Genomic DNA, 23,699 nt, shown 5'->3' on the forward strand with positions numbered 1-23,699 from the left:
ACAAGCGAGCAACTTTACATAGGTTTCATTATACAATGTACAAAACTTAGCGCTGAATACCGTCGGCAATGGACCTTTCAACGGAATGATGATTCGTTCTCTTGACAATCGGCATATTCTGGAATAAGATGGTTCCATAAATGACAGTAAGTACTGACAGTCATGAATGACTTGGCATTGTTTAAAACAAAGGAGGCAAGGAAATGGGAGATGATAAAATGGGCGGAAAACCGGTTGTGTGGGTCAATGCCTTTCAAGTGAAGCCGGGCAAGCTGGACGAATTCATGCGGATTCAGTCTGAGGAGCTGCGTTCTTTCGCAGAACAGGACACCGTAAACGGAGCGCTTGGGAGCCGACTTCTGCGCGCATCCCATCGGGACCGGGCCATAGCCATTGCATTGTTCGAGAGTGTAGAGGCCCACCAGTCCTGGCTTAAACAGGCGGATTTCTCAGCGCATTACGACAAGATCAAGGATCTGATCGAAGGGGCGGAAGGCGATTATTATACGGTTGAGGCCGCCTACGGGGCAACCATTGAGTAAACAAGGCGGCGAGAGTCGGGTGACGGAATGGCTGTGAGTGAGTACCTGTGAATGAACTGTGCCATGGGTGACAGTAAGTACTTACTGTAATGTAATTATGAACTATTAATTTATTTATGAGCTACAAATCTATTTTGAATAATGGAAGGGGTTATTAAGTCATGATGAATATTGGAATTATTATTGGGAGTACCAGACCGGGACGCAACGGGGAGGCGATCGGCCGCTGGGTGCATGACATCGCAAGCAGTCGGAGCGACGCCAGATTTGAACTGGTCGATATCGCGGATTACCGGCTGCCGCTGTTTGATGAGCCGATGTCCCCGATTATGGGGCAGTACTCCAAGGAACATACGGTGGCATGGTCGAAGAAAATCGCCGAGTTTGACGGCTTCGTGTTCGTGACTCCCGAATACAACAAATCCATACCCGGAGCACTGAAGAACGCCATCGATTTCCTGTACCATGAATGGAACAACAAGGCGGCAGGCATTGTGGCTTATGGCGGCGGCGGAGGCTCACGTGCAGCGGAGGCGCTTCGATTGATCCTTGGCGAGCTGATGGTAGCTGATGTTCGCGCACAGGTGGGGCTGTCCCTGCATACCGATTTTGAAAATTACACGGTTCTGAAGCCTGGCGCCCATCAGGAAGCGGCGGTTCACGCCATGCTGGATCAGCTTGTGTCCTGGAGCGAGGCGCTGCACACCGTTCGGCAGAAGGAGAAAGCCCACGCCTAAAAGGGCTCTCCAAGTTATGCTCTTTAAAGCCAATCCGGAGGATGATGCCGGGTTGGCTTTTTTTCCTACTATATATAATGGGGTTTGGAGCAGGGCGTCTATCCTCCGACCGAGTGTCCCTTGACAAGACGACCAGGGATCGTTAAGATTAGAATGAACGTTCTATCGTGATTCAAATTTCGAAAGCAGGCTGGAGGCTAAACCGATCATGTTTGAGAAATATAACAAAGTTCAACAGGCAGTGCTGGAAACGACGCTGCGCATTATTATCGAAAAAAGAGCTGCAGGCGACGTCGATGGCGCTGATCGCCAAGGAATCGGGCGTGTCTACCGGAAGTATTTATCATTATTTTTCAAGTAAGGAAGAAATTATAAACGAATTGTATCGAGCGATCGTTCTATACAATGGAGAGTATGTTACACGGGGGATGGACGCCAAGGAGCCGATCCGAACCCGTTTTAACCGCGCCTGGGAGAAGGTGTTCCAGGTCAGCCTTGCACATCCGGAAGGTTTTCAGTTTATCGAACAGTATTCGTTCTCCCCGTATATTAACGATGCTGTCAAGCGGGAATCGTATGATGGCGGCTGGTGTAAGCCGATGGCGGCTTTGTACGCCAAAGCGATCGATTACCAGCTGTTCATTGAGCAGGAGCCGGCCATGATGGTGCAGATGCATTACGGCACGATGGCTTACCTGGTCAAAGGGCATTTGCAGAAGCATTTTACGCTGACGGATGAAGTGATTCAGACGGTAATTAACTCCTGTTGGAAGTCGGTTGCCAAATAACTCCGCACCGTAGGTGTGGTTTTTCCAGCCTGTTAGAGTGAACGTTCGATATGGAGGAGAAAAGGAGCTTATACAATGAGCAAAACGATATTAATTACCGGAACCAGCTCGGGTCTGGGCAAATTAACGGCCATCCATTTTGCGAAAATGGGCTGGAATGTAGCGGCGACGATGCGCACGCCGGAAAAAGAAACGGAACTGATGGCATACAGCATGTATGCATGAATTTCGCTAAACGCTTTGGTTCCTCCATTAGGGTATGAACAATCAGGCTGACCCACTTCTTTCCCGTAATCTGGTGTGCGAGCTCGACCTTTTCGCATAAAAGCCTGGCGCGTTTCTCATCCATAGTGCTGACCCCCCTGTGTGCACTGGTTACTTAATATTAACAAGTTATGATCTCTGTAAGGATTCCAAAAGATTCCCAAATCCAGCCGTCAATGGTCATACATTGCCATTATAATATCATAGAAAGCGCTGTCATCAAAGGGATTTTATTTCCGTTCATAATTTGGACAAGAATCTGTTGACTAATCGCTTAAATGGGTTTATGATTGCCAATGTGAATTTCAACAGGTTATTAAAAGTAACCTTGTTGCAACGGATTTATCTGCCAGCATGCGCATGGTTTTTGGTGGGAATGGAATGGAGGAGTCATACGTGGACAACATGACATTTGTCTTGTTTGGAGGAACAGGGGACCTGGCAAAGAGAAAAATATACCCTGCACTCTACAATCTGTTTATAGATAAAAAGATGCCTGAAGCGTTCTCGATTATCGCCTTGGGCCGTAGAGAACAATCTAGTGCAGATTTTCAGCAAAACGTAGCGAAATCGCTGCATACTTTTTCAAGAAGAACCGTAAACGATCCGGCCGCTTTGGAAGCTTTTCTCCAAACGATCCGGTATACCGTCCTTGATGCCAATCAAGTGGAGGATTACCATAAGCTGCGGAGCCTAGTAGAGTCGCGTGAACAGGAATTGAACATTCCTCAGAATCGCATGTTTTATCTCTCGGTGGCGCCGGAGTTTTTTGACGTGATCGCCTTAAATATTAAAGACAGCGGACTTGGTTCGACAAGCGGATGGAAACGTCTGATTATCGAAAAGCCTTTCGGACACGACCTGCAGTCTGCGCGCCATTTGAACGAGCAGCTCAGCAAAGCGTTTGATGAAAGCGAAGTGTACCGCATCGACCATTACCTCGGTAAGCCGATGGTGCAAAACTTGGAAATCCTCGAGTCTTCCAACCCGATTCTCAAAGCGCTGTGGTCCAACCATCACATTGCCAACGTCCAAATTACGGCAAGTGAGACCGTCGGCGTGGAAGAGAGAGCTGGATACTACGACAACTCGGGCGCAATCCGCGATATGGTGCAGAACCATTTGCTGCAAGTGCTGATGATGGTTAGTATCTGATGGCATACAGCAACATTCAACTGTTCAAAATGGATGTGACGGATGTAGACCAGGTTCAAACCGCCGCGAAGCAGGCGATCGATGCCTTCGGCGCTATCGACATCGTCGTAAACAACGCCGGGATGGGCACTTACGGGGCGCTTGAGCTGGCGGAAGAAGAGGCGATTGACTGGCAGTTTGCCGTAAACACACGGGGACCGATTAATGTGATCCGGGCGTTGCTGCCGCATTTTCGGGCGAACGGGGGAGGGATGTTCATCAATATCAGCTCCTTCATGGGCGTGACGAGCGCGGTTCCGCTGGGCTCCTTGTATAACATGTCCAAGTTTGCCCTTGAGGGACTGACAGAAGGTCTCTATTACGAACTGAAACCGCTGAATATCGAACTGAGGCTTGTGGAGCAGGGAGGATCGTCGGGGAACAACTTTATGAACAATATGGTCTGGAGCACGAATCCTGACATTCACGACTACGATGAGCTCACGGCCCAGCTAAAGAAGCGATTAGAACAGCCGGAGGGGGCCGACGCGGATGATCCTCAAACGATCGTGGATGTCATTTCGGATCTGGCCACCGGCAAGAACAAGCAGTTCCGTACGCTCGTGGGGAATGCGGCCCATGAATTGATGCGGCTCAGACAGTCCGTGCCGATTGAGGAATACTTGGAGACGATGCGAAAGACATTTTTGTAAAAATCGATCTCCCTGTTCAACACATGCGGCATGTCATGTATAAACAAAACTGTACGGCTTTGTTCCAACCAGATTAGAATGAACATTCTATCGGTGACAACGGCATTTAATATCTAAAAAAGATCAACTCCGGTGGGGTTGATCTTTTTCCTTTTCGCAAATGATAAGACATGATGATACCGGCTCGGGTTAGAACCATTTCTCGGCCCATTCTTCAACGGCTTGAAGCGCTCTGCCGAGTTCGGTTCCCTTTCGCGTCAGAGAATACTCCGTACGGATCGGCCGCTCGGTAATGACATTGCGGATAATGATACCGTTATCCTCCAGCTCTTTAATGCGTTCGTTGAGCATGCGTTTGCTGAGATCAGGGATGTATGCATGAATTTCGCTAAAACGCTTTGGTTCCTCCTTTGCCCATTGGGATGAAGTCGAATTGTCCTGGCAGTACGTGCAGCCGATTCTGGATGCTTTCGAGGAGGACAGCGTTCCGCTTCATCAGTATCCTGCAGGTTCGAACGGACCTGAAGCGTCTGACCAGCTGCTGGCCGAGGACGGCTTTAAATGGTGGCTGGATACACAGCCTGAAGTTGTGAAAGAAGAAGAAAAGGTACTTGTGGGTCAATCTTGATCCAGGTTGTAAACCATACTGGTAAAGGTTTCAAACAACAAAAATAGAGAAAATGCATGGTGTGGAGGGAATTATAATGAAAGTCGGATTGATTGGATTAGGCAAAATGGGTTTGAATTTGGGACAAAATTTGATGGATCATAACCACAGCGTCGTTGCATTTGATTTGAACACTGCTGCTGTTGAAGACATGAAGAGCAAAGGCTCCGAAGGCGCTGCAAGCATCAAAGAGCTTGTGTCCAAGCTGGAAACGCCAAGAATCGTGTGGATCATGGTGCCTCACTCCGTTGTAGACTCGGTTCTTGACGAGCTGAAACCACTGTTGTCCAAAGGCGACATCGTGATCGAAGCCGGCAACTCGCACTACAAAGAGTCGATTGAAAGATACAATCAAATGAAGGAATTCGGCGTAAGCTACCTCGACGTAGGTACTTCCGGCGGTATGGAAGGCGCTCGTAACGGCGCTTGCTACATGGTCGGCGGAGATCAGGAAGCATGGGACATCGTTGAACCGATCTTCAAGGACACCGCTGTAGAGAACGGCTATCTGTATGCTGGCAAATCCGGCAGCGGCCACTTCCTGAAAATGGTGCATAACGGCGTCGAATACGGCTTTATGGCTGCTATCGGCGAAGGCTTTGAAGTATTGGAGAAGAGCGATTTCGATTTTGACTACGAAAAAGTGGCCCGTGTATGGAACAACGGATCTGTTATCCGTTCCTGGCTGATGGAATTGACGGAAAAAGCCTTTGCCAAAGACGCGAACTTGGACGAAATTAAAGGAATTATGCAATCTTCCGGCGAAGGTAAATGGACTGTGGAGACAGCTCTTGACCTGCAGACCGCTACACCGGTTATCGCTCTGTCCCTGCTGATGCGCTACCGTTCCCTGGAGAACGATACGTTTACAGGTAAAGTGGTTGCCGCGCTGCGTAATGAATTTGGCGGCCATGCCGTAGTTAAGAACTAATTCTAATAAATAAGTTGAACTAATGAATAGGATGCAGGCAAGGGAGTAAAAGGATTCCGAAGAAGCGAAGCGGTCGTATTTGGCTTTCGGATTTCTACCTTAAGTGGGCTCTGTACTATCAAGAAATCCGAAAACAAGAGCGATCGTAGGAACATTTTACGTACTTGCCCCATCATCCATTTTAATGGTTCAACTTATATAAAAAAATAAGTGGAGGTTGTGAAATCATGAAATTTTTCATCGACACTGCAAACCTGGACGACATTAAAAAAGCATATAAGATCGGCGTTCTTTCCGGCGTTACGACAAACCCTTCTCTGGTTGCCAAAGAAGGCGTGAAGTTCGAAGACCGCATCGAAGAAATTTTGAAGGCTGTTCCTGAAGTGGAATCCGTATCGGCAGAAGTTACTCCGGATGCGGAAACTGCGGAAGATATGATCGCACAAGCCGATGAACTGATCAAAATCAACGGCGGAGACAAAAACATCACGATCAAGCTGCCAATGACGCTGGCTGGTCTCGAAGCTTGCCGTTACCTGACGAAAAAAGGCGTAAAAACGAACGTAACCCTGATCTTCACCGTGAACCAGGCTCTGTTGGCTGCACGCGCAGGCGCAACTTACGTATCCCCATTCCTGGGCCGCCTGGACGACATCTCGGAAGACGGCGTGCTGCTCGTGTCCAAAATCGCTGAGCTGTTCCGCGTTCATAACCTGGACACTCAAATCATCGCTGCTTCGGTTCGCCATCCAGACCACGTAACCCGCGTAGCGTTGGCCGGTGCGCATATTGCTACCGTTCCATTCAGCGTCATCGCTCAACTGGTAAAACACCCGCTGACGGATCAAGGCATCGAGAAATTTGCTGCCGACTGGAAAAACGCAACGAAGTAATATTCAGCAGAGCAGCTGAATAAGCTATATATTAGGATAAGAAGGCTTCCTTCCTGCCGGGCCGCGGCGGAGGGGGGCCTTTTTAGCTTATAGAAATGGATGTGCTCAATAGGCCTGCGCTAAAGGATCTGAATCAAAACCGGTGCAAACTCCCGCTAGTATGGGGAATTTAGCAATCGTGTAAACCGAAGGGAGCTGGTGTTGACCAAAGTTCAGTGTGTAATATTTTTGTATTAAATAAATTTTCCCTTTCTTGGGAGAGGCAAAGGGTGTATGATATTTCGTACCTAATAAGACGACTGAAAAGACAACAGAATTTGGAGGACTCATGGATACACTTCCAAAGGCAATCATGAACGCACTGGCGCAGCACGGCGTGGCAAGTGAAAGCGTGCTCTGCTGGCTGCTGTGCGACCGGGCCCTGGAGAACGGGTTCAGGGATACGTATGTACTTTTGACCCGTGAGGAGCTGTGGATCTTGTCCCATGACCAGGCGCCAGCGCGGGAGAAGACATACAGCGGGTATGCGGCAAACACCCCATTGAAAGGGCTTTCTCCGGAAAAAGAGGCCCACTGGGAGCTGGAAGCGCTGAAGATTCGGGACATCGAATCGCTGAGCATCGTCAATCTGGTAGCCTCCGGCATGGTCGTCATCAAGGCACCGGAGGAGAGGGCCGTTGCCGCGTTCACGAATGGCGGCATGCGGAGCGCAGCCAGGCTGGCCAAAATTTTCGAGAAGCTGAAGAAAAGAGAAGAGCTCGGTCCGGAAGAGCTGCGGGACGACCAGGAGCGGGCCACATGCCCGAAATGCGGTATGATCTACCCCGAAGAGGGGCGCCAAGTTTGCCCCAAATGCATGAAGAAGCACGCCGTCTTCGGCAGGCTGCTGTCCTTTGCGGGCAAGTATAAAGTTTCGATGTTCTGGATCGTGCTGTTTATGCTGCTGAACTCGGCGGCGGGATTGGTCATTCCTTATTTTCAAGGTACGCTGCTGTTCGACCAGGCATTGGGCGGCAAAGGCACATTCGCAGGTCAAATCGGGCTGGTCATCGGGCTCATCATCGTATTTCGGACGCTGTCGCTGCTGTTTGGGGTCATTTTCGGCGTCATCAACGCCAAGATGGCTGCGAATATCGCCTTTGACCTGAAATCGAGCGTGTTTCACGCCATGCAGAGGCTCTCTCTAAGCTTCTTTGAGAAGAAGCAGACGGGGCAGCTGATGACCCGCATCAACAATGATGCGACCGAGCTGCAGTATTTTTTCGTCGACGGTATTTCGTATTTTGTGGTCAACGCCATGAACATCATCGGGATCGTTACCGTGTTGCTGATCATGGATTGGAAGCTGACCCTGCTGTGCCTGCTTCCTCTCCCCTTCGTGTTCCTGCTCGTCCGCAAAGTATTTCCCAAACTGTGGAGGCTGTCCATCAGGCGGCATAAGCGGGTCAGCGCGATGAATGCCATCATCAGCGACACGATCCGCGGCACGCGGGTGGTGAAGGCGTTCGGGAAGGAGCAGATGGAGAATACCCGTTTCCAGCGGGCCAGCGGGGCTTTTTCCGATGCGGAGCAGTCTTTTAACAAAATGGGCGTGACCTTGTTTCCGGTATTGAACATCCTGACGCAAATTGGCGGCATTCTCATTTGGGCCTTTGGCGGCTGGAAGGTCATGCAGGGGGATTTTACGTTCGGTAAAGTCATGACCTTCATGAACTACATGCTCCTGCTGTACGGTCCGATCCAGTTTATGAACAATATTATGAACTGGTGGTCCTACTGTATGTCCGCGGCGCAGCGGATTTTTGAAATCCATGATGCGGTGCCCGACGTGGTGGAAAAGCCGAATGCGATGCAGCTTAAGGAAATGCAGGGCGAAATCCGCATATCGAACGTCACCTTCGGCTACGAGCCGAACAAGGCGATCCTGAAAGGGGTGTCGCTGCATGCAAGGCCCGGTCAAATGATTGGCGTCGTCGGGCACTCGGGGGCCGGGAAATCGACGCTGGTTAACCTGATTCCGAGGCTGTATGACGTCAATGAAGGAGAGATCCGGATCGACGGCATCCCGATCAAGGATGTGTCCATGGTGTCCCTCCGGACGCATATCGGCATCGTATCGCAAGACGTCTATGTCATGTCCGGAAGCATCGCTGAAAATATCGCCTATGCCGATCCGGACTGCACCTTGGCCGACCTGATTCACGCTGCCAAAGTGGCCGGCGCACATGACTTCATTGAGAAGCTGCCGGACGGTTACGATACCATTGTCGGTACCGGGGGGCATAACCTGTCCGGGGGCGAGAAGCAGCGGCTCAGCATTGCCCGGGCCATTTTGCACAATCCGAAAATACTGATTCTGGATGAGGCTACCGCCTCGCTCGATACGAAGACCGAGCTGAAAATCCAGGAGGCGCTCGATACGCTGATCAAGGGAAGAACGACGATTGCGATTGCGCACCGCTTGTCCACGCTAAGAAACGCCGACTATCTGGTCGTGCTGGAGCAAGGCAAGATCGTGGAGGAAGGGACGCATGAACAGCTGCTGGTGAAGGAAGGGGCTTACTACGACCTGGTCAAAAAGCATGACGAGGCGCTGAAGATGAATGAGGTGATTACGGCATGACGCTTAAGGATATAAGTGTTAGCGAGATTCTAAGGCCCGAGGACGGCGGGAGCAGCCCTGGCCTCGCGGAGGCGGCGCAAATCCGCTATTTGTCCCCGGACGATACGGTGTTTACCCTGACGGAAGGCCATATGCTGAACGTGAAGGCGGGGAACAAGGAACACGCCGGAGTGTACGTGCACTGTTCTTTTCCGCATACGAATAAGCGGATCTATCTATCGATTCGAACCGTCGAGAATGAGGAGATCGGGATGATCCGCTCCCTGGACGAGTTCCCGGAGGAAACGCAGCGGATGCTGGAGGAGCAGGTGGAGCTGCGGTATTTTGCCCCCGAAATCTCGAAGGTTCTCTCCGTCAAAGAGGAGTTCGGATATTCGTATTGGGATGCGGAAACCACATCGGGGCGCTGCCGCTTTACGGTTCGCGGCGGCGGCGGGAGCGTCAAGCTGATGACCGCAAACCGGCTGCTGATCGTGGATGTGGACGGCAACCGGTTCATCATCCCGCATCTGGACCGACTGAGCGACAAGGAATACAAGATGGTTGAGGTATGCATGTAGGTTGAACTTCGACGCCTGTCGATACAAGGACGGAGGTATTCATGAACCTTAATTTTACACTGCCGGAGCGCGAGCTGGAGGCCGCCTCGCAGGCTGTGGGGGAGCATATCCGTTACTGCGTGCCTGTCGATTTGACGCTGGGCGGGCAGCGGACGGAAGGTTATTTCGTAATTGGAGAGCAGAAATGGGCCCTGCTGCTGGAGGGCCGTGTGGTCGACAGCCGTCTGATTACCGACGCGAAGGAATACAAGGTGGTGCCGCTGATCGGCAGCGCGGTGCTGGAAGGGGACGAGGCCGGCACTAAATTTATTCTTACGAGGCTGTCCATGAAGCACGCAGCGAGGTACGGTTATATCGCCCAGATTCTGAATGATCTGTCCAGGCAGCGGACAATTCGCATATACAACGATGAAGAGGAGCCGGTCTGCGCCAGCTGCGGCGGTTCGCTCATTCCGGGAACGAGGGTGTGCCCGAAGTGCATGAACAAGGCAGCTGCTTTCAAGCGGCTGGTCTCGGTGGCGATGAATCACAAAAAAACCTTCGCGATCGGGCTTGCAGTGACATTAGCGGCGTCCGCCATATCGATGGCCGGCCCTTACTTTCAAAAGCTGCTGGTGAATTCCTCGCTGCAGCCCCCTCCCGGCCAATCACCGAGCGTTCCCGTGTTCATCTGGGCCATTCTCGGCCTGCTCTTCGTCCTCGTCGGCGGAGAGGGGCTCGGCATCATCAAAGGGCGGATCATGGCGGGGGTCAGCTCGCAAATCGCGGCCGACCTGCGCAAGCTGGTCTATGAGCGGATTCAGAGCTTGTCCCTCGGATTTCTGACCACGCAGCGGGCCGGGGACATTATGAACCGGGTCACCTCGGATACGGACCGGATCCGCAATCTGGTTCAGGAGCTGTTTACGACGGCTGTCTTTCAGCTCATTATTCTCGTGTCCGCGAGCGTGCTGCTCTTCTCAGCCGATTGGCGCCTGGCTTGCGTTGTGCTGCTGCCGGCGCCGCTCGTCGCCTACATCCAGCGGTATATTTGGAAAGGCGTACTGTGGAAGCTGTTCCGCAAGCAGTGGAGGGTGTACGACAAGGCGAACTCCTTCCTGCATGACGTGCTGAGCGGGATCCGCGTCGTCAAGGCGTTCGGCAAGGAGGAGCGCGAGGTAAAGCGGTTCAAACAGTACAATGCCGAGTTTGCTGCGGCGACTATCCAGACCGAGAAAGTATTCAGTATCCTGTCGCCGATCTCGAACTATTTAATCCAAATGGGGCAGTATCTCGTGCTCCTCATCGGGTGCAATATGATTCTCGGCAAGCAGATGTCCCTCGGGGAGCTGGTGCAATTCAGCGGCTACGCCGGGATGATATACGGTCCGATCGCGTGGCTGATGTTTATGCCGAGATGGCTGTCCAATGCCATTATTTCGGTGGACCGAATCTTCTCGGTGATCGATGAGCAGCCTGAAGTGATGGATTCCGAGGCGTCCGTCAAGCATTCGATTCAGGGAACGATTACGTTCCGGAATGTGATATTCGGCTACAAATCGTATGAGCCGGTGCTGAAGGAAATTAATGTGGAGATCAAGCCGGGGGAAATGATCGGTCTGGTTGGACATTCCGGGTCAGGGAAGTCGACGCTGATCAACCTCGTCTCCCGGTTCTATGACGTAAATGAAGGCGAGATCCTCATCGACGGAGTGGACATCCGCCGGATCGAGCAGGTGCATCTGCGCTCGCAGATCGGCGTCGTGCTGCAGGAGACATTTCTGTTCAGCGGCACGATCCTGGACAATATTCGGTACTCGAAGCCGGAAGCGACGTACGAGGAAGTGCTTGAGGCGGCGAAGATCGCCAATGCGCATGATTTTATCCTGCGCCTGCCGGACGGCTATGATACACGCCTGGAGGAGAACGGCGGCAACCTGTCCGGCGGAGAGCGGCAGCGGCTGGCGATTGCCCGGGCGGTGCTGAACGACCCGCGGATCCTGATCCTCGACGAGGCGACGGCCTCGCTCGATATCGATACGGAGAGCGCCATCCAGGAGGCGCTGCAGCGGGTCACGCGCAACCGGACGACGCTGGCGATCGCGCATCGCCTGTCTACGCTGCGGCATGCCGACCGGCTGATCGTCCTCGACAAGGGCGAGATTGCCGAAATCGGCACGCACGCCGAGCTTGTGGCTAAAAGAGGGATCTACTACAACCTCATCACCGCGCAGCGCAACATGTCCAAGAAGGCCGAGGCGGTGGGGTAGACCAGCGGGGGATGGCTGCGCCGGGTGGCCGAGATTGATGTTTGTGGAAAATGTAATGTTTTTTATCGCACTCCGACTCTACCACGTAGAGCCGGAGTATTTTTGTTTTAGTACGGGACGTCTTGGTAATTGTACTTATTGCGAATGTATCCGAATGAGAAAGGATAACAGCTTGTTATCTAGCTTTGCTTCTCCTTCGTAAAGAGACCGACCAGCAAAAGAATCACCCCGGTCAAAAAGAACAGCGGAATCAGGAGCATCATGAGGCCGATGGCGGCGAACCCGTCATGGGCGATCCAGTCCCCGTATATCAACGCAACGAGCCACGAAAATACAAATGCGATTGGCAGCATCGTCGTGATTCCCCACACCATGTATTTTCTTTTCGCCGATTTCCCCCTGCTGAGCTCAAAGGCTAAGCTTAACGCAGCGAGTACGATGACCGCTCCGACGACCAATGCCATTGGTATCCCTCCTGGTAGTTAATTGACATATTTTTTTGCTTGTCATAGGTGAACTGCATGGCGACAAAGCTTAGGGTGACCTGCTGATCCAAATTATAGCTTATTAATAGAACGCTTTAACATTCAGAGGGTTGGTTAAAAAATGGTTTTTCGCTGCTCCGCAAAGGTAAAATCAGCCATTTGTTGAATAGTATTTCAGTAAGGCCTTAGGCCAAGAAGCCTATTCTCGTAGGGGAGGAATACACATGGCGCGCCGATGGGTAAATTCGCCGTACGCCTTTGCGCTGGGGATGTTTGCGATGATGGTTCCGAGTCAGGCATTCAGTTCGTTTTACAGCTATTTTTACGTGGAAAAGCTGGGACTCGGCGTCGGGCTCGCCACGCTCGCCAGAACCATTTTCCTGATCTGGGATGCGGTGAACAATCCGCTGTTTGGCTATTGGTCGGACCGGACCGAGACGCGCTACGGCCGGCGCAGGCCGTGGGTGTTTGCCTCCATTCCGCTGTTTATGCTTACCTTCGTGTTGGTCTTCTCCCCGCCGGGAGGATTATCGCAAAACGGGCTGTTCACCTGGTTTCTGGTGACGCTGGTGCTGTATGAGGCGGTAGCGACCGTTCTGTGGGTCAACTACGGGGCGCTGTTTCCCGAGCTGTTCCGCGGCGACCGGATCCGGGCCAAAGCGTCCGCCATCCAGCAGGGCTATCAGGTGCTGGCTCTTCTCATCGCCACTTCCCTGACGCCTATCATTTACGCGGCGATCAACTTCTCCAATATGGCGATCATGTATGCTTTCGTGTTCGGCATCTGCATGCTCGTCTGCATGCTTAGCGTGCGGGAGCAGCGGGACCCTGGCAGGCCGGAGCCGATGAAGCTGGCCGCCGCCTTTAAGGAAACACTGAGCAACAAGAAGTTTTGGGTTTTCAATATTTCCAACTCGTTTGCCCAGACCGTGAACGGACTGGTCAGCTCCATGATCCCGTTCTACGCTAAATACGTGCTGCGGATTTCGGAGGGACAGGTGTCGATTCTGCTGGCGGCCGTGTTTGTGTCCGTCATTCCGCTCGTGGGTGTATGGTACTGGATCGTCCGCCGGATGGATGGCGTGAAAGCCTGGCGGCTGTCGCTCATCCTGTACGGTCTGTCGGTCATTCCGCTCTGGTTCGGCTACAACCTGGTGAGCGGCGTGGCGGCCGGCATTGCGGTAGGTTTTGGTTTGGCCGGTTTCCTCGTCACGCCGGCGATGGTCAGCGGACGTATTATCGACGAGGATGCGGAGCGGACCGGACGGCGGCGCGAGGGCATTTATACGGCAGTCAGCGGGTTCATTACCCGGTCAAGCGGGCTGATCTCGGCGCTGGCTTTTTACGTGGTCGGCCTGATCTTTGGTTATGAAAGCGGTGACAATCCGGGATCGAATCCGGAAGCGACGTTTCGTTACCTGATCAGTGTCGTGCCATTATGCTTATTGGTCATATCGGTTGTGATATCCTTTATGGCCCGGTTTGATTTTCATATGACGGGGAAAGGAGAGGTGAAGCATGGCCAAGAGGCTCATCATCAACTGTGACGATTTCGGGCAGAGCCCGGCGATGAACCGGGCCATCATGCATCTGCTCGAGGAGGGCAAGGTCTCCTCGGCGACGATCATGGCGGTAGCGCCCGGTTTTGAAGAGGCGGCCGACTGGGCTGCGCGCCGGCAGCAGCCTAATGTGGGGCTGCACCTGACCCTGACGAGCGAGTTCGACGCCCTGCGCTGGAGCAGTCTGACCGGGCACCCGTCGCTGCATGACGCCGAAGGCAAGCAGTACCGGACGGTCAGGGAATTTGAGCTGGGCGCAGAGACAGGCGCGGTCGTGAAGGAGATCGACGCCCAGTACGAACGGGTAAGGCAGGCCGGCATCCGAATCAGCCATGTCGACAACCACATGGGCAGCCTGTACGGTATGGAGACGGGGCGCAGCCTGCTGCCCCAGACCTTTTGGAAAATTTCCCGCTGGGGCCTGCCTTCCCGCTTTTTCCGCTACATCCACCCCGATGACCCGCTCCTTCGTTCGCTGAGCGGCATTGAACGCCCAGTAGCCAAAGCGGCGGCGCTGGCGGACACTTTCGGAGTGCCGATCCCCGATTATCTGCTGTCCCATCCCTTCGGATTGGTGGAAGGGGAGACGTATGACAGCTTCAAACGGTCGATCATTGCCAAGCTGTACGCCCTGCCGGAAGGGGTATCAGAGACCTACATTCATCCCGGTGCGGAGGATGCGTGGATGCTGGCCAACATTCCGCAGTGGGAGAAGCGGGTGTGGGAGTTCCGGCTGCCCTTTGATGACGACTTTGCGTACGGCTTGAAGGACGCAGGCGTGGAGCTGACCCATTACGGCTATGTTCAGGAGCATCTGAGACGGCCGCGCTTCAGATCGGCTTTCCGGCTGATTCGGGAGTTGACGCGGAAATAGGGCGGCGGATTAGAAGACATGGCTGCGGGTTGTGCGGAGAGGCAAAGGCTTCGATTTTTTGGCATAAATATGATCCTTTCGTGCATAGAAAACAGCCCTTCGCACACGATTGCGAAGGGCTGTATTGGCTTGTCCGGTTTATTGTTCGCTGCCGGCTGAGAATCAACGGTTCTATAGACCGCTCAAGCCGAGTTTAGATGTCCGACCAGTTCCGGTCGCCCGTCAGGAACTTCTCCGTCAGGATCGACAGCAGCTGAATGCCGACTTCGTTTTCCCCGCCTTCGGGAATGATGAGGTCGGCGTATTTTTAGATGGCTCGATAAAGGCCTCGTGCATCGGCTTTACCGTCGCCAGGTACTGCTGGTGAATCGACTGGATGCTGCGTCCGCGTTCCTCAATGTCGCGCAGGACGCGGCGCAGAATGCGGACGTCCGGATCGGTGTCGACGAACACCTTGATGTCGAGCATCTCGCGCAGCTTCTCGTCCGAGAGGACGTGAAGGCCTTCGATGATGACGATATTGTTCGGCGTCAGCTCCACCTTGTCGACCGAGGAGCGGGCGTGAACCGTAAAGTCGTACACCGGCGCGTAAGCGGTTTGGCCTTCTTTTAACTGGCTCAAATGCTCGATAAGTAGTTCATTATCAAAGGCGAACGGATGATCATAGTTGATCAGCTCCCGTTCCGCCAGGCTAAGATGAGGGTTGTCCTTGTAATAATTGTCCTGGGAAATGAAGGTGACCTTTCCCGAACCGAGACGATCGATGACCGAACGGGCCACCGTCGTTTTGCCGGAGCCAGTGCCGCCGGCGATACCAATAATAAGCATGACGAGTCGTGTACCCCCTAAATGAATTGCCACCTGCAACTATAACCCAAGTATTGTAGCACAGCTGCTGCTTTTTTTCACCTTATCGGGGTTATGAGAAAAATGGTAAGGTAGTTGAGTGAGCAAGGCGAGCGCAATGGAAAAAAACTTGTTATGGATGGGTTAGCAAACCTTGTCGAGGATAGCTTCTTATTGGTTGCAGGCACGGGCAGGAAATAAAACGGTAACGGGCGAATGTAAGTAAGATTAAAAATTACTAAATTGACTTTGTAAACAAAGAAAGGTTGATGATTGTGCCACTCGTAGATATGCCGCTGTCCCAGTTGAAGCAGTATGAAGGAAGAAATCCGAAGCCGGATGATTTTGATACATACTGGTCGCAGGCACTGGAAGAAATGCGGGCTGTTGATCCGCAGGTGGAACTCGTTCCAGCGGATTTTGAAGTGCCGTTTGCCGAATGCTTTTCGCTGTATTTCACCGGGGTGAACGGCGCGAGAATTCATGCCAAGTACGCCAGGCCAAAAGGGGCTGCCCAGCCTCACCCGGCCGTGCTGCAATTTCACGGTTATACGGGAGACAGCGGGGATTGGATGGATAAAATGGTCTACCCGGCGATGGGCTTCTCCATCGCGTCACTGGACGTCCGCGGCCAAGGCGGCTTGTCCGAGGATAGGGGCGGTGTGGTCGGCAACACGCACCATGGACATATTATCCGCGGCCTAAGCGACAAGGACCCGCACAAGCTGCTTTTCCGTGACGTGTTCCTGGACACCGCACAGCTGGCGGCGATCGTGATGGGCTTCCCGGAGGTCGACGCAGACCGCGTGGGGGCACGGGCTGGTCGCAGGGCGGAGCACTGACGATTGCGTGCGCCGCGCTGGAGCCGAGAATCAAGAAGGCGGCCCCGGTATATCCGTTCCTGAGCGATTATAAGCGGGTATGGGAGATGGATCTCAGCGTTCATGCGTACGAGGAACTCCGTACCTATTTCCGCAAGTTTGACCCGCAGCATCAGCGTGAAGACGAAATTTTTCACCAAGCTTGGCTATATTGACATTCAGAACCTGGCTTCGCGCATTGAGGCCGACGTCATGGTTGGCGTAGGACTGATGGACACGATCTGCCCGCCATCGACCCAGTTCGCCGCCATTAACAAAATGAAGTCGCCTGTGAAGCTTGAAATCTATCCGGATTTCGGCCACGAAGGTCTCCCTGGCCTGAACGACAAGATCGTGCAGTTTATGAAGGGACTCCAGCAGGAATAGTCGCGTATCATAGCCGCAGATGATAGCGGTGGATTGATTGGCTAGCTCTTAGGCTATAAAAGAGGCTGCGTTTCATTCCGGCGTTGCTGTGATCGGATGCATTGCATCGTTTGACAACCGGCTGTCATTGAGCGGACTTTTTTGCACTCCTTTGTTTTTCTAACCTACATGCTCCTTAATCAAAGGCATTCCTTGAGGCTAAATATCGGCCAGGGAATGCCTTTTGGCGTCTGTATAATGGTACGGGTTACGGAAATGGATAGTGTTTAGAATGGGGGTACGACCGGATAGAAAAAAATATCGAATTTTGGCGGCCCAGTTAACTTTCGTTAATTGTTGGTGCCTGTTTGCCTTGCTACGATAGGGATGCCTTTTTGATCCCGATTCAAAAGACCTAGACGGAAAGACTCATGCCGGCTTGGGGTTGGGACAATTTTCATATCTGAAAGAGCAAGGAGAGATAGGAAATGCACCGATTAAGAAAGCTAAGTCTGGGAGCCGTGCTTATGTTCGGCCTGCAGCAGCTGTACCCGGTGGCGGCATTTGCCGAAATTGCAGTGGAGCCGCAGGAGGACCCGTTTGTTTTTTATGTTAGCGACAACGATTATGGCGAGGGATACAAGCTGAGGGTTAGCTCCTATAACGATCAGGAAGACCTTTTGCACGAGGAGACCAGCGAGAACCCGCCGAATGAGCCTTTCGTCATTTCCATTAATCCGTATGAAAATCCATGGATTCCGCACGTGGATCTGGATGACCCGCATCCAATTACGTTCCGGGTGGAGACGATTAAAATGAACGGCAGCGGTTCGGAAGGGGATGGAGCATCCCCTGAGACCTCTGGGGGCACTGGCGGAAGTGAAAGCGGCGGAAGTGAAACCGGAGATGCGGGGCAAGGCGATCCGATTCCCGGGAACTCCGGGGAGCCTGGGGGTTTGCCTGGAATCGGTATCGAATCGATTAGCTCCGACGTACCTCAAGGGGATAGCACAAGTGTGGCGGCGGTTCCCGGCAATGAAAACAGCGAAGAGATTGTGGACAGCGTCGATTATACGTGGAGCCCTATGGCGACCGTCGAAGGGGATATCCCCGTTGAACCCGGATCGGTGGACGACCTGAGAGTGCTGGTGGCGAGCGGAGACAGCCTCGGGACCTCCGTAGGCGAAGGCGATGAAGGATTTAAATACGATGAAGAAACACATACGGTCCATTATAAGGTAAACCTGCCGAAGGGCGGACCTTACCTCGTCGAGGCCACAGTTGACGGTGACCCTTATGGATCGGCTATGGTGAAGCCGGTTACCGGGGTGAACCGTTTCCCAAGTAAAACGCTGCTCGAGGGCAACCAGATCCATACTTATTTTGAAGTAGACGCTGATCCTCTTGTCCCGTACACCGTAGAACAACTGAATGGGATGGACGACAGCTTGAATGCGGCCGATGGACAGGCGGTCGATTTCGGAGGACAAACGTCCAATACGTCCAAGGAGGTCGAACTTCCGTTCGAATTTCCGTTTTATGGGGAGAAGCATGGCCAGATCTGGATCGATATCAACGGAGGAATTTATTTTGACAATTATTCCACTCCGGGTCCAGAGAATTATCCAGATGTAGATGCACCGCCTGCTCTGCAGGCCTATGTATCCGGTCTGAGGCTGAATCCTAACGATCCCGGTTCCAAAATCCTGACGAAAACGATCGGGGAGGAAGGGGACCGGAAGTTTATCGTCCAATGGAACAATATGTATTTTTATAATGCCGATGCCCCGATTACGTTCCAGGCGATTCTATTCGAAAATGGGGATGTGCAATATCAGTATCCGAACATCACGATAGAAAACCGCGAATACGATGACGGCGAGGCTTCAACGATCGGCATTCAAGCCGCTCAGGGCTTGTCCCTAAATTACCTCCTCTATTCGCATCGCATGTCCATGATCGAAAGCAACCAGGCGATCCGCTTCAGCCCGGTAACGGTCTCGGACGAGAATCCCTCCGATCCCGGTCATGGCCAGTACACAGTGACCTACAACGGTAATGGCAGCACAGAAGGCGAAGTCCCTGTGGACGAACAAGCTTATGGTACTGAGGATAGCGTAACTGTTCAGGGGAACTCCGGCGGCCTTAAGAAGGATGGGTACGATTTTGCCGGATGGAGCCGGCATTCGGACGGAAGCGGCACGCTGTATAAGGAAGGCGACACCATTTCGGTCGGTTCGGAAAATATAACGCTCTATGCGGTATGGGCGCCGGTAACTCCTCCGGGAGGCGGCGGCGATAACGGAAACGGCGGAGGAGGAGATAACGGCTCCGGTGGAGATAACGGCTCCGGCGGAGGGGATCATGGCTCCGGCAATAACGGCGGATCTAACGGCGGCGGCAGCACTGGCGGCTCAACCACGCCAGCATCTTCGGGAAATTCGGCTGCCAACGTTCCTGCGCCGGTCGTGATGAACGGTAAGTCTTACGATGGTGTGCTTCAAACGACGACTTCTACCAATAACGGGCAGACGTCCGTAACGGCGGTCCTTGATTCGTCGAAGCTGCAGGCCATGCTGAGCCAGGCCGGGCCGGGACAATCCGTCACCATTCCGGTCATGCAGGCGGCAAATACAACGACGGTGGGGCTGACAGCAGAATCGCTGAGGGCTCTGGAAAACGGCGCCAGTCAGCTGGTGATCCAAACCGCAAACGGAAGTTATCAGATTCCGGTTTCTGAGATCGGCACGTCAAGACTAACCCGGCTCTTCCAAGGTTCAGGTGATGTTACGGGCATGAACGTCCAGATCACTATCGCCGGGTATGAAGCGGCAAGGGCAGCAGAGCTGCAGGCAGCCGCCCAAAAGATGGGGCTGCAGCTGGTGACCGGGCCGGTCGATTTCCGGATTGCCGCCTCGTTCCAGGGTCAAACCTTGAACGTTAGCCCGTACAGCACTTATGTGCAGCACGTCCTGCCGATTCCGGCAGCTATGGTGTCCACAGGAGTCATGCTGGACGAGAACGGAACCGTGCATCCGGTGCCTACCCGGTTGACCGGAGAGAAGGGCAGCCGCAGTGCTGTCGTGAGCAGCGTAACCGGCGGTACGTTCGCCCTGGTCGGCTACAGCACAACCTTCGGCGATGTGAGCGGGCATATCCAAGAGGTCGTACAAAACCTCGCGTCCCGCCTGATTCTGCAGGGAACGGGGGATGGCCGATTCAATCCTGACCGTACGGTGACCCGCGCAGAATTTGCGGCCATTCTGGTCCGCGCGTTAGGGCTTGCCGGAGGAGGCCAATCAAGCAGCTATGCCGATGTGAAGCCGGGCGACTGGTATACGGAGGCCGTCACGCTCGCCCAAAAATACAGCATCGTGAACGGTTACAGCGACGGCACGTTCCGTCCCGGCCATACGATTACCCGCGAGGAGGCGCTGGTCATGTTCAACCGGGCCGGTAAGCTGGCCCGCCTGAAATCCGGTGCCGATCAGGAAGGCTTAAGCCAAGCATTATCCGTATTTTCAGACAGCCAGGCTGTGTCGGGTTGGGCGGCTCAGGCCGTGGCCGAAGCGGCTCAGAACGAGCTCTTGAACGGCCTTGGCGCTCAGCTGCAGCCGAAAAAAGAAATCACCCGAGCGGAAACGGCCGAGATCCTTCAGCGTTTGCTGGAGAAGTCAGGCCTCATCTGATCGTATAAACACTATAGAACATGCAAAGGCAGCTGCCGGGAATATCCCGGCAGCTTTTTTGTTCCAGCCGCTGGGGCTCAGTCCATACCCACCAGCGCTTCAAGTTGAGCCCGAATGGCGCCGCGGGCAAATCCGCCATGATAACAAATGACGTTCTCGATCTCGTAATTCAGGTACCTCTGCAGCGAATGTACCGCCGCGTCCATATCCGGCGTGGAAGGGCGGTGGGGTCCCATCAGCTTGCCGTTAACGCTGAACATCGCATCCCCGGCAACCAGCGTTTGGCTCCGGTGCAGATACAGACTGAGGTGTCCCGGCGTATGTCCCGGTGTATAGATCACCTCGATTCCTCCGCAATAGGGCAGCGCCTGCCCGTCTTCCAGCGTGTGATCGACCCTGCCCTTAGGCAGGTTGGCGATCAGGAAGGAGACAATGTGCATGCGCTCACCTTCCGGCAAGCCTTCCAGCTGCCAGGCCATGTGCTCCATAGTGGCCTTCATTAGTGGGAGCTCGCCTTCGATATACGGCTTCTCCAACGGGTGGGCGTATACGTTGATGCTGAATCCGGCTTCCTCCAGAATCTCCGGCAGGCTGCCGATATGATCGATATCCTGATGGGTCAGCAATATGGCCCGCAGTTGCTCTGCCGGAACGCCGTGTCGCTCCATTTCGTTCCGGATCTGCCCCCACTGGCCGGGCGTACCGGTATCGATCAGCACCGCGTCTTGTCCGTCCCAAACAAGCGTAGGGTGTAACGTTTGGGGGCCGCCAAATCCGTCAATCTTCAGTTCCAGCATGATTGCACCATGTTCAATGATCAAGGGAACACCTCCTTTATAGTCAGTTCATAGCGAATGGGCTGCGAAGAAGATACATCTCCCTACCAGAATAACGATCCAAGCGGGCGTAAAGATACGTAACAGCGTGCCGATCGAAAAAAACATTCCCGGACCAGGCAGCGAAGGACCGGACCCCACATAAAAAAAGCGGTAAGGCCCATGGGCCTCCCGCTATACTCGCAAAACGTTAGGATTTTTTCTTGTCGGAGCCTCCAAAGTTCAGGCCGAGCTCACCGTCATGGCTGCCGACGTTGCCGCCGACCTTAAAGCTGACGCCTTTACCGCCGCCAACTTGCGCTCCGGCATGTGCCCCGAGTCCGTGATCGCCGCCCACATGGGCACCTGCGCTGACGCCGGCCCCTTGCCCGCCGCCAACCTGGCTGTTCACATAGGCGCCGACGCCGTGGTCTCCGCCAAGCTGGGCATCCGTATTCAAGCCGATCCCCTGCTTGATGCCGACGTGACCGTCGGCATGGACGCCCAAGCCATATTTGCCACCCAGTTGGGCGCCGGTATCGAAGCTGAGGCCATGGCTGCCGCTTACCCCGGCTTCACCTTGAACGCCGAGCCCGTAGGCTTCGCCGCCGACATGCGTGCCGGCTTGGGTGCTGACGCCGGTGCTGTCCATCTGGCCGCTGGCGCTAACTCCAACGCCATGTTTTCCCCCGACTTCCATGGAGGTGTTCATCTGAATTCCTTTTGTGGATTCGGCTTTTTGCTCACCCTTTACGGCTTCGCTTTTCACAGGCTCCTCTTTCTTGGCCTTTTCCTTGACGGGTTCACTTTTTACCGCTTCACTTTTCACAGGAGCTTCCTTTACGGCCTCAGGTTTGACTGCCGTATTCTCGGGCTTTGCCAGCTCTGTTTTCTCGGTAGTAGGGTTAATCTTGAATTTGTAGCCTTGGGGCGTAGGTTCAACCCGGTTCCAATCATAGGAGAACGGCTGCGGAGCAATGGGGGCAAACGGATAAGGATAGGAGTTGAGCTGCCCGATCGTGTCGTATGCATAGTACGTGCGGTAGGGAACCGGATAGACGTACTGGGGCCACGTATAGGGAAGGGCGTATGGATAAGAGGATCGCTGGTTGTAAGCATAAGCATACGGGTCCACGCATGGCTGCCAGCACGGCCCGTACGGATGTCCATTCGTAATCATGGGGAACCTCCATATTTGAATTTAATACTATAACCTATTCACATGGAGCCCGTGATGACACCCGCCTATGGGTTGTTTCTTCGAAAGAGAAGATGTATTATTTCCGAGCCTCGCTAAGGTGCCTATTCGCTTGTTTCTCACACCCCCGTATATGACGTTTGTCATACTCCCTACCTGATGTTCATGACTACTCGGTGACGGTCTGGTTTTCTATACTTAGGCTAGAAGACGTCCTCGGAAGCCCCGAGTATGACGGCATGCTTCATTCAGGGAGGAAGACAGATGAAAACACAAACCAAGGTCACCAATCTAAAAAAAGAAATGGCCCCCTATGAGAAAAGCAATACGAAATCGAGCATCATACAGGTCGTGACAACCCTAGGACCTCTGTTATTACTCTGGTACGCCGCATATTTAAGCTTATCCGTATCGTATTGGATAACGATTCCTATAACCATTATTGCTTCCGGATTCGCCATTCGGACCTTTATTATTTTTCACGACTGCTGTCACTATTCTTTCTTTCAGAATCGTCGGGCGAACGAAATCATCGGTATGATTACGGGGATTCTGACGCTTGTTCCGTACCAGCAGTGGAAGAACGAGCATTCCATTCATCATGCCACGAGCAGCAACCTGGATAAACGGGGGATCGGCGATATGTGGGTGATGACCGTGGATGAATATGCCGCGGCGTCATGGACGAGGAGGCTGGCTTACCGCTTCTATCGCCATCCGGTTGTTATGCTCGGACTCGGGCCGATCTTCGTGTTTGTCATATCGTACCGTTTTAACCGTAAAGGAGCGAAGCGGAAGGAACGCATCAACACCCATGTGACGAATGCAGCGATTGTCGGTTTGTATGCAGTGATGTGCTGGGCGGTAGGCTGGGAGGCGTTCCTGATGGTACAGCTCCCGATTTTA

General features: G+C 53.4%; 18 protein-coding genes and 5 pseudogenes. 18 read left to right on the plus strand and 5 right to left on the minus strand.

Going from position 1 to position 23,699, the window contains the following annotated elements; translation table 11 throughout:
• The first annotated feature begins 203 nt into the window (after positions 1-203).
• From CPT76_RS27685 to CPT76_RS27710, 7 genes and pseudogenes are all read left to right on the plus strand, one after another.
• Positions 204-542: an antibiotic biosynthesis monooxygenase family protein gene (locus CPT76_RS27685; RefSeq protein WP_181153080.1), complete on the plus strand. Its 339-nt coding sequence runs from the start codon at positions 204-206 to the stop codon at positions 540-542.
• A gap of 161 nt (positions 543-703) precedes the next feature.
• Positions 704-1,279 carry an NADPH-dependent FMN reductase gene (locus CPT76_RS27690; protein ID WP_105445174.1) on the plus strand — a complete coding sequence of 192 codons (576 nt, stop codon included), beginning with the start codon at positions 704-706 and terminating at the stop codon, positions 1,277-1,279.
• 208 nt (positions 1,280-1,487) lie between these two features.
• Positions 1,488-1,640, plus strand: a complete 153-nt coding sequence (locus CPT76_RS40655; protein ID WP_258168884.1) for a hypothetical protein — start codon at positions 1,488-1,490, stop codon at positions 1,638-1,640.
• The gene (locus CPT76_RS27695) at positions 1,576-2,067 is read left to right on the plus strand and encodes a TetR/AcrR family transcriptional regulator (RefSeq protein ID WP_258168878.1); all 492 of its coding nucleotides are present in this window, start codon (positions 1,576-1,578) and stop codon (positions 2,065-2,067) included. Before CPT76_RS40655 ends, CPT76_RS27695 begins: the two co-directional genes overlap by 65 nt.
• Before the next feature lie 75 nt (positions 2,068-2,142).
• Complete coding sequence (locus tag CPT76_RS27700) at positions 2,143-2,292, plus strand: SDR family NAD(P)-dependent oxidoreductase (protein ID WP_258168853.1); 150 nt, start codon at positions 2,143-2,145, stop codon at positions 2,290-2,292.
• Between the two features lie 435 nt (positions 2,293-2,727).
• Positions 2,728-3,483, plus strand: a pseudogene (locus tag CPT76_RS27705) (glucose-6-phosphate dehydrogenase); the annotation flags it as partial.
• Positions 3,484-3,485: 2 nt separating this feature from the next.
• The gene (locus CPT76_RS27710; protein WP_105445175.1) at positions 3,486-4,178 is read left to right on the plus strand and encodes an SDR family NAD(P)-dependent oxidoreductase; all 693 of its coding nucleotides are present in this window, start codon (positions 3,486-3,488) and stop codon (positions 4,176-4,178) included.
• A gap of 189 nt (positions 4,179-4,367) precedes the next feature.
• Here CPT76_RS27710 and CPT76_RS27715 read toward each other — a convergent pair.
• Positions 4,368-4,586, minus strand: a pseudogene (locus tag CPT76_RS27715) (winged helix-turn-helix transcriptional regulator); the annotation flags it as partial.
• Position 4,587: 1 nt separating this feature from the next.
• Here CPT76_RS27715 and CPT76_RS27720 point away from each other — a divergent pair.
• From CPT76_RS27720 to CPT76_RS27745, 6 genes and pseudogenes are all read left to right on the plus strand, one after another.
• Positions 4,588-4,806: pseudogene (locus CPT76_RS27720) on the plus strand (glucose-6-phosphate dehydrogenase); the annotation flags it as partial.
• A gap of 76 nt (positions 4,807-4,882) precedes the next feature.
• A complete protein-coding gene (gene gnd / locus CPT76_RS27725) occupies positions 4,883-5,776 on the plus strand; it encodes a phosphogluconate dehydrogenase (NAD(+)-dependent, decarboxylating) (RefSeq protein ID WP_105445178.1) in 894 nt (297 codons plus the stop codon).
• 227 nt (positions 5,777-6,003) lie between these two features.
• On the plus strand, positions 6,004-6,669 hold the full coding sequence (fsa, locus tag CPT76_RS27730) for a fructose-6-phosphate aldolase (RefSeq protein WP_105445179.1): 666 nt from the start codon (positions 6,004-6,006) through the stop codon (positions 6,667-6,669).
• 328 nt (positions 6,670-6,997) lie between these two features.
• A complete protein-coding gene (locus CPT76_RS27735) occupies positions 6,998-9,292 on the plus strand; it encodes an ABC transporter ATP-binding protein (RefSeq protein ID WP_105445180.1) in 2,295 nt (764 codons plus the stop codon).
• Entirely contained in the window at positions 9,289-9,852 is a 564-nt protein-coding gene (locus CPT76_RS27740) for a DUF1854 domain-containing protein (protein ID WP_105445181.1), read from the plus strand. Before CPT76_RS27735 ends, CPT76_RS27740 begins: the two co-directional genes overlap by 4 nt.
• 41 nt (positions 9,853-9,893) lie before the next feature.
• On the plus strand, positions 9,894-12,101 hold the full coding sequence (locus CPT76_RS27745; protein ID WP_105445182.1) for an ABC transporter ATP-binding protein: 2,208 nt from the start codon (positions 9,894-9,896) through the stop codon (positions 12,099-12,101).
• 179 nt (positions 12,102-12,280) lie between these two features.
• On the opposite strand, the gene CPT76_RS27750 is transcribed toward CPT76_RS27745, so the two are convergent.
• Complete coding sequence (locus tag CPT76_RS27750) at positions 12,281-12,565, minus strand: hypothetical protein (RefSeq protein ID WP_105445183.1); 285 nt, start codon at positions 12,563-12,565, stop codon at positions 12,281-12,283.
• Between the two features lie 245 nt (positions 12,566-12,810).
• On the opposite strand from CPT76_RS27750, the gene CPT76_RS27755 reads away from it, so the two are divergent.
• Both CPT76_RS27755 and CPT76_RS27760 read left to right on the plus strand, forming a co-directional pair.
• Positions 12,811-14,133, plus strand: coding sequence for an MFS transporter (locus CPT76_RS27755; protein ID WP_105445184.1), 1,323 nt, complete (start codon positions 12,811-12,813; stop codon positions 14,131-14,133).
• Positions 14,105-15,019, plus strand: a complete 915-nt coding sequence (locus tag CPT76_RS27760) for a polysaccharide deacetylase family protein (protein WP_105445185.1) — start codon at positions 14,105-14,107, stop codon at positions 15,017-15,019. Before CPT76_RS27755 ends, CPT76_RS27760 begins: the two co-directional genes overlap by 29 nt.
• A gap of 193 nt (positions 15,020-15,212) precedes the next feature.
• On the opposite strand, the pseudogene udk reads toward CPT76_RS27760, so the two are convergent.
• Positions 15,213-15,847, minus strand: a pseudogene (gene udk / locus CPT76_RS27765) (uridine kinase).
• Between the two features lie 293 nt (positions 15,848-16,140).
• Here udk and CPT76_RS27770 point away from each other — a divergent pair.
• Both CPT76_RS27770 and CPT76_RS27775 read left to right on the plus strand, forming a co-directional pair.
• A pseudogene (locus tag CPT76_RS27770) lies at positions 16,141-17,112 on the plus strand (acetylxylan esterase).
• A 467-nt stretch (positions 17,113-17,579) separates the two neighbouring features.
• Positions 17,580-20,780: an S-layer homology domain-containing protein gene (locus CPT76_RS27775; RefSeq protein WP_105445186.1), complete on the plus strand. Its 3,201-nt coding sequence runs from the start codon at positions 17,580-17,582 to the stop codon at positions 20,778-20,780.
• Positions 20,781-20,857: 77 nt separating this feature from the next.
• Here the strand turns inward: CPT76_RS27775 and CPT76_RS27780 are convergent, their stop codons facing one another.
• Both CPT76_RS27780 and CPT76_RS27785 read right to left on the minus strand, forming a co-directional pair.
• Entirely contained in the window at positions 20,858-21,601 is a 744-nt protein-coding gene (locus CPT76_RS27780; protein WP_181153081.1) for an MBL fold metallo-hydrolase, read from the minus strand.
• Between the two features lie 205 nt (positions 21,602-21,806).
• Positions 21,807-22,775 (minus strand): hypothetical protein, encoded by a 969-nt coding sequence (locus CPT76_RS27785; RefSeq protein WP_105445187.1) that lies wholly within the window; start codon positions 22,773-22,775, stop codon positions 21,807-21,809.
• A 282-nt stretch (positions 22,776-23,057) separates the two neighbouring features.
• On the opposite strand from CPT76_RS27785, the gene CPT76_RS40660 reads away from it, so the two are divergent.
• The coding region (locus CPT76_RS40660) for a fatty acid desaturase (protein WP_258168854.1) at positions 23,058-23,699 on the plus strand (642 nt) is incomplete at its 3' end.

The organism is Paenibacillus sp. AR247 (genome assembly GCF_002968895.1).
GTDB classification, from domain to species: domain Bacteria; phylum Bacillota; class Bacilli; order Paenibacillales; family Paenibacillaceae; genus Paenibacillus_AQ; species Paenibacillus_AQ favisporus.

Excerpts from the sequence above, each read along its gene's own strand:
- CPT76_RS27755 (WP_105445184.1), top strand. The coding sequence starts at position 12,811 with ATGGCGCGCCGATGGGTAAATTCGCCGTACGCCTTTGCGCTGGGGATG.
- gnd (WP_105445178.1), top strand. The coding sequence starts at position 4,883 with ATGAAAGTCGGATTGATTGGATTAGGCAAAATGGGTTTGAATTTGGGA.
- CPT76_RS40655 (WP_258168884.1), top strand. The coding sequence starts at position 1,488 with ATGTTTGAGAAATATAACAAAGTTCAACAGGCAGTGCTGGAAACGACG.
- CPT76_RS27700 (WP_258168853.1), top strand. The coding sequence starts at position 2,143 with ATGAGCAAAACGATATTAATTACCGGAACCAGCTCGGGTCTGGGCAAA.
- CPT76_RS27750 (WP_105445183.1), bottom strand. The coding sequence starts at position 12,565 with ATGGCATTGGTCGTCGGAGCGGTCATCGTACTCGCTGCGTTAAGCTTA.
- CPT76_RS27785 (WP_105445187.1), bottom strand. The coding sequence starts at position 22,775 with ATGATTACGAATGGACATCCGTACGGGCCGTGCTGGCAGCCATGCGTG.
- CPT76_RS27710 (WP_105445175.1), top strand. The coding sequence starts at position 3,486 with ATGGCATACAGCAACATTCAACTGTTCAAAATGGATGTGACGGATGTA.
- CPT76_RS27760 (WP_105445185.1), top strand. The coding sequence starts at position 14,105 with ATGGCCAAGAGGCTCATCATCAACTGTGACGATTTCGGGCAGAGCCCG.
- CPT76_RS27685 (WP_181153080.1), top strand. The coding sequence starts at position 204 with ATGGGAGATGATAAAATGGGCGGAAAACCGGTTGTGTGGGTCAATGCC.
- CPT76_RS27740 (WP_105445181.1), top strand. The coding sequence starts at position 9,289 with ATGACGCTTAAGGATATAAGTGTTAGCGAGATTCTAAGGCCCGAGGAC.
- fsa (WP_105445179.1), top strand. The coding sequence starts at position 6,004 with ATGAAATTTTTCATCGACACTGCAAACCTGGACGACATTAAAAAAGCA.
- CPT76_RS27695 (WP_258168878.1), top strand. The coding sequence starts at position 1,576 with ATGGCGCTGATCGCCAAGGAATCGGGCGTGTCTACCGGAAGTATTTAT.
- CPT76_RS27735 (WP_105445180.1), top strand. The coding sequence starts at position 6,998 with ATGGATACACTTCCAAAGGCAATCATGAACGCACTGGCGCAGCACGGC.
- CPT76_RS27775 (WP_105445186.1), top strand. The coding sequence starts at position 17,580 with ATGCACCGATTAAGAAAGCTAAGTCTGGGAGCCGTGCTTATGTTCGGC.
- CPT76_RS27690 (WP_105445174.1), top strand. The coding sequence starts at position 704 with ATGATGAATATTGGAATTATTATTGGGAGTACCAGACCGGGACGCAAC.
- CPT76_RS27745 (WP_105445182.1), top strand. The coding sequence starts at position 9,894 with ATGAACCTTAATTTTACACTGCCGGAGCGCGAGCTGGAGGCCGCCTCG.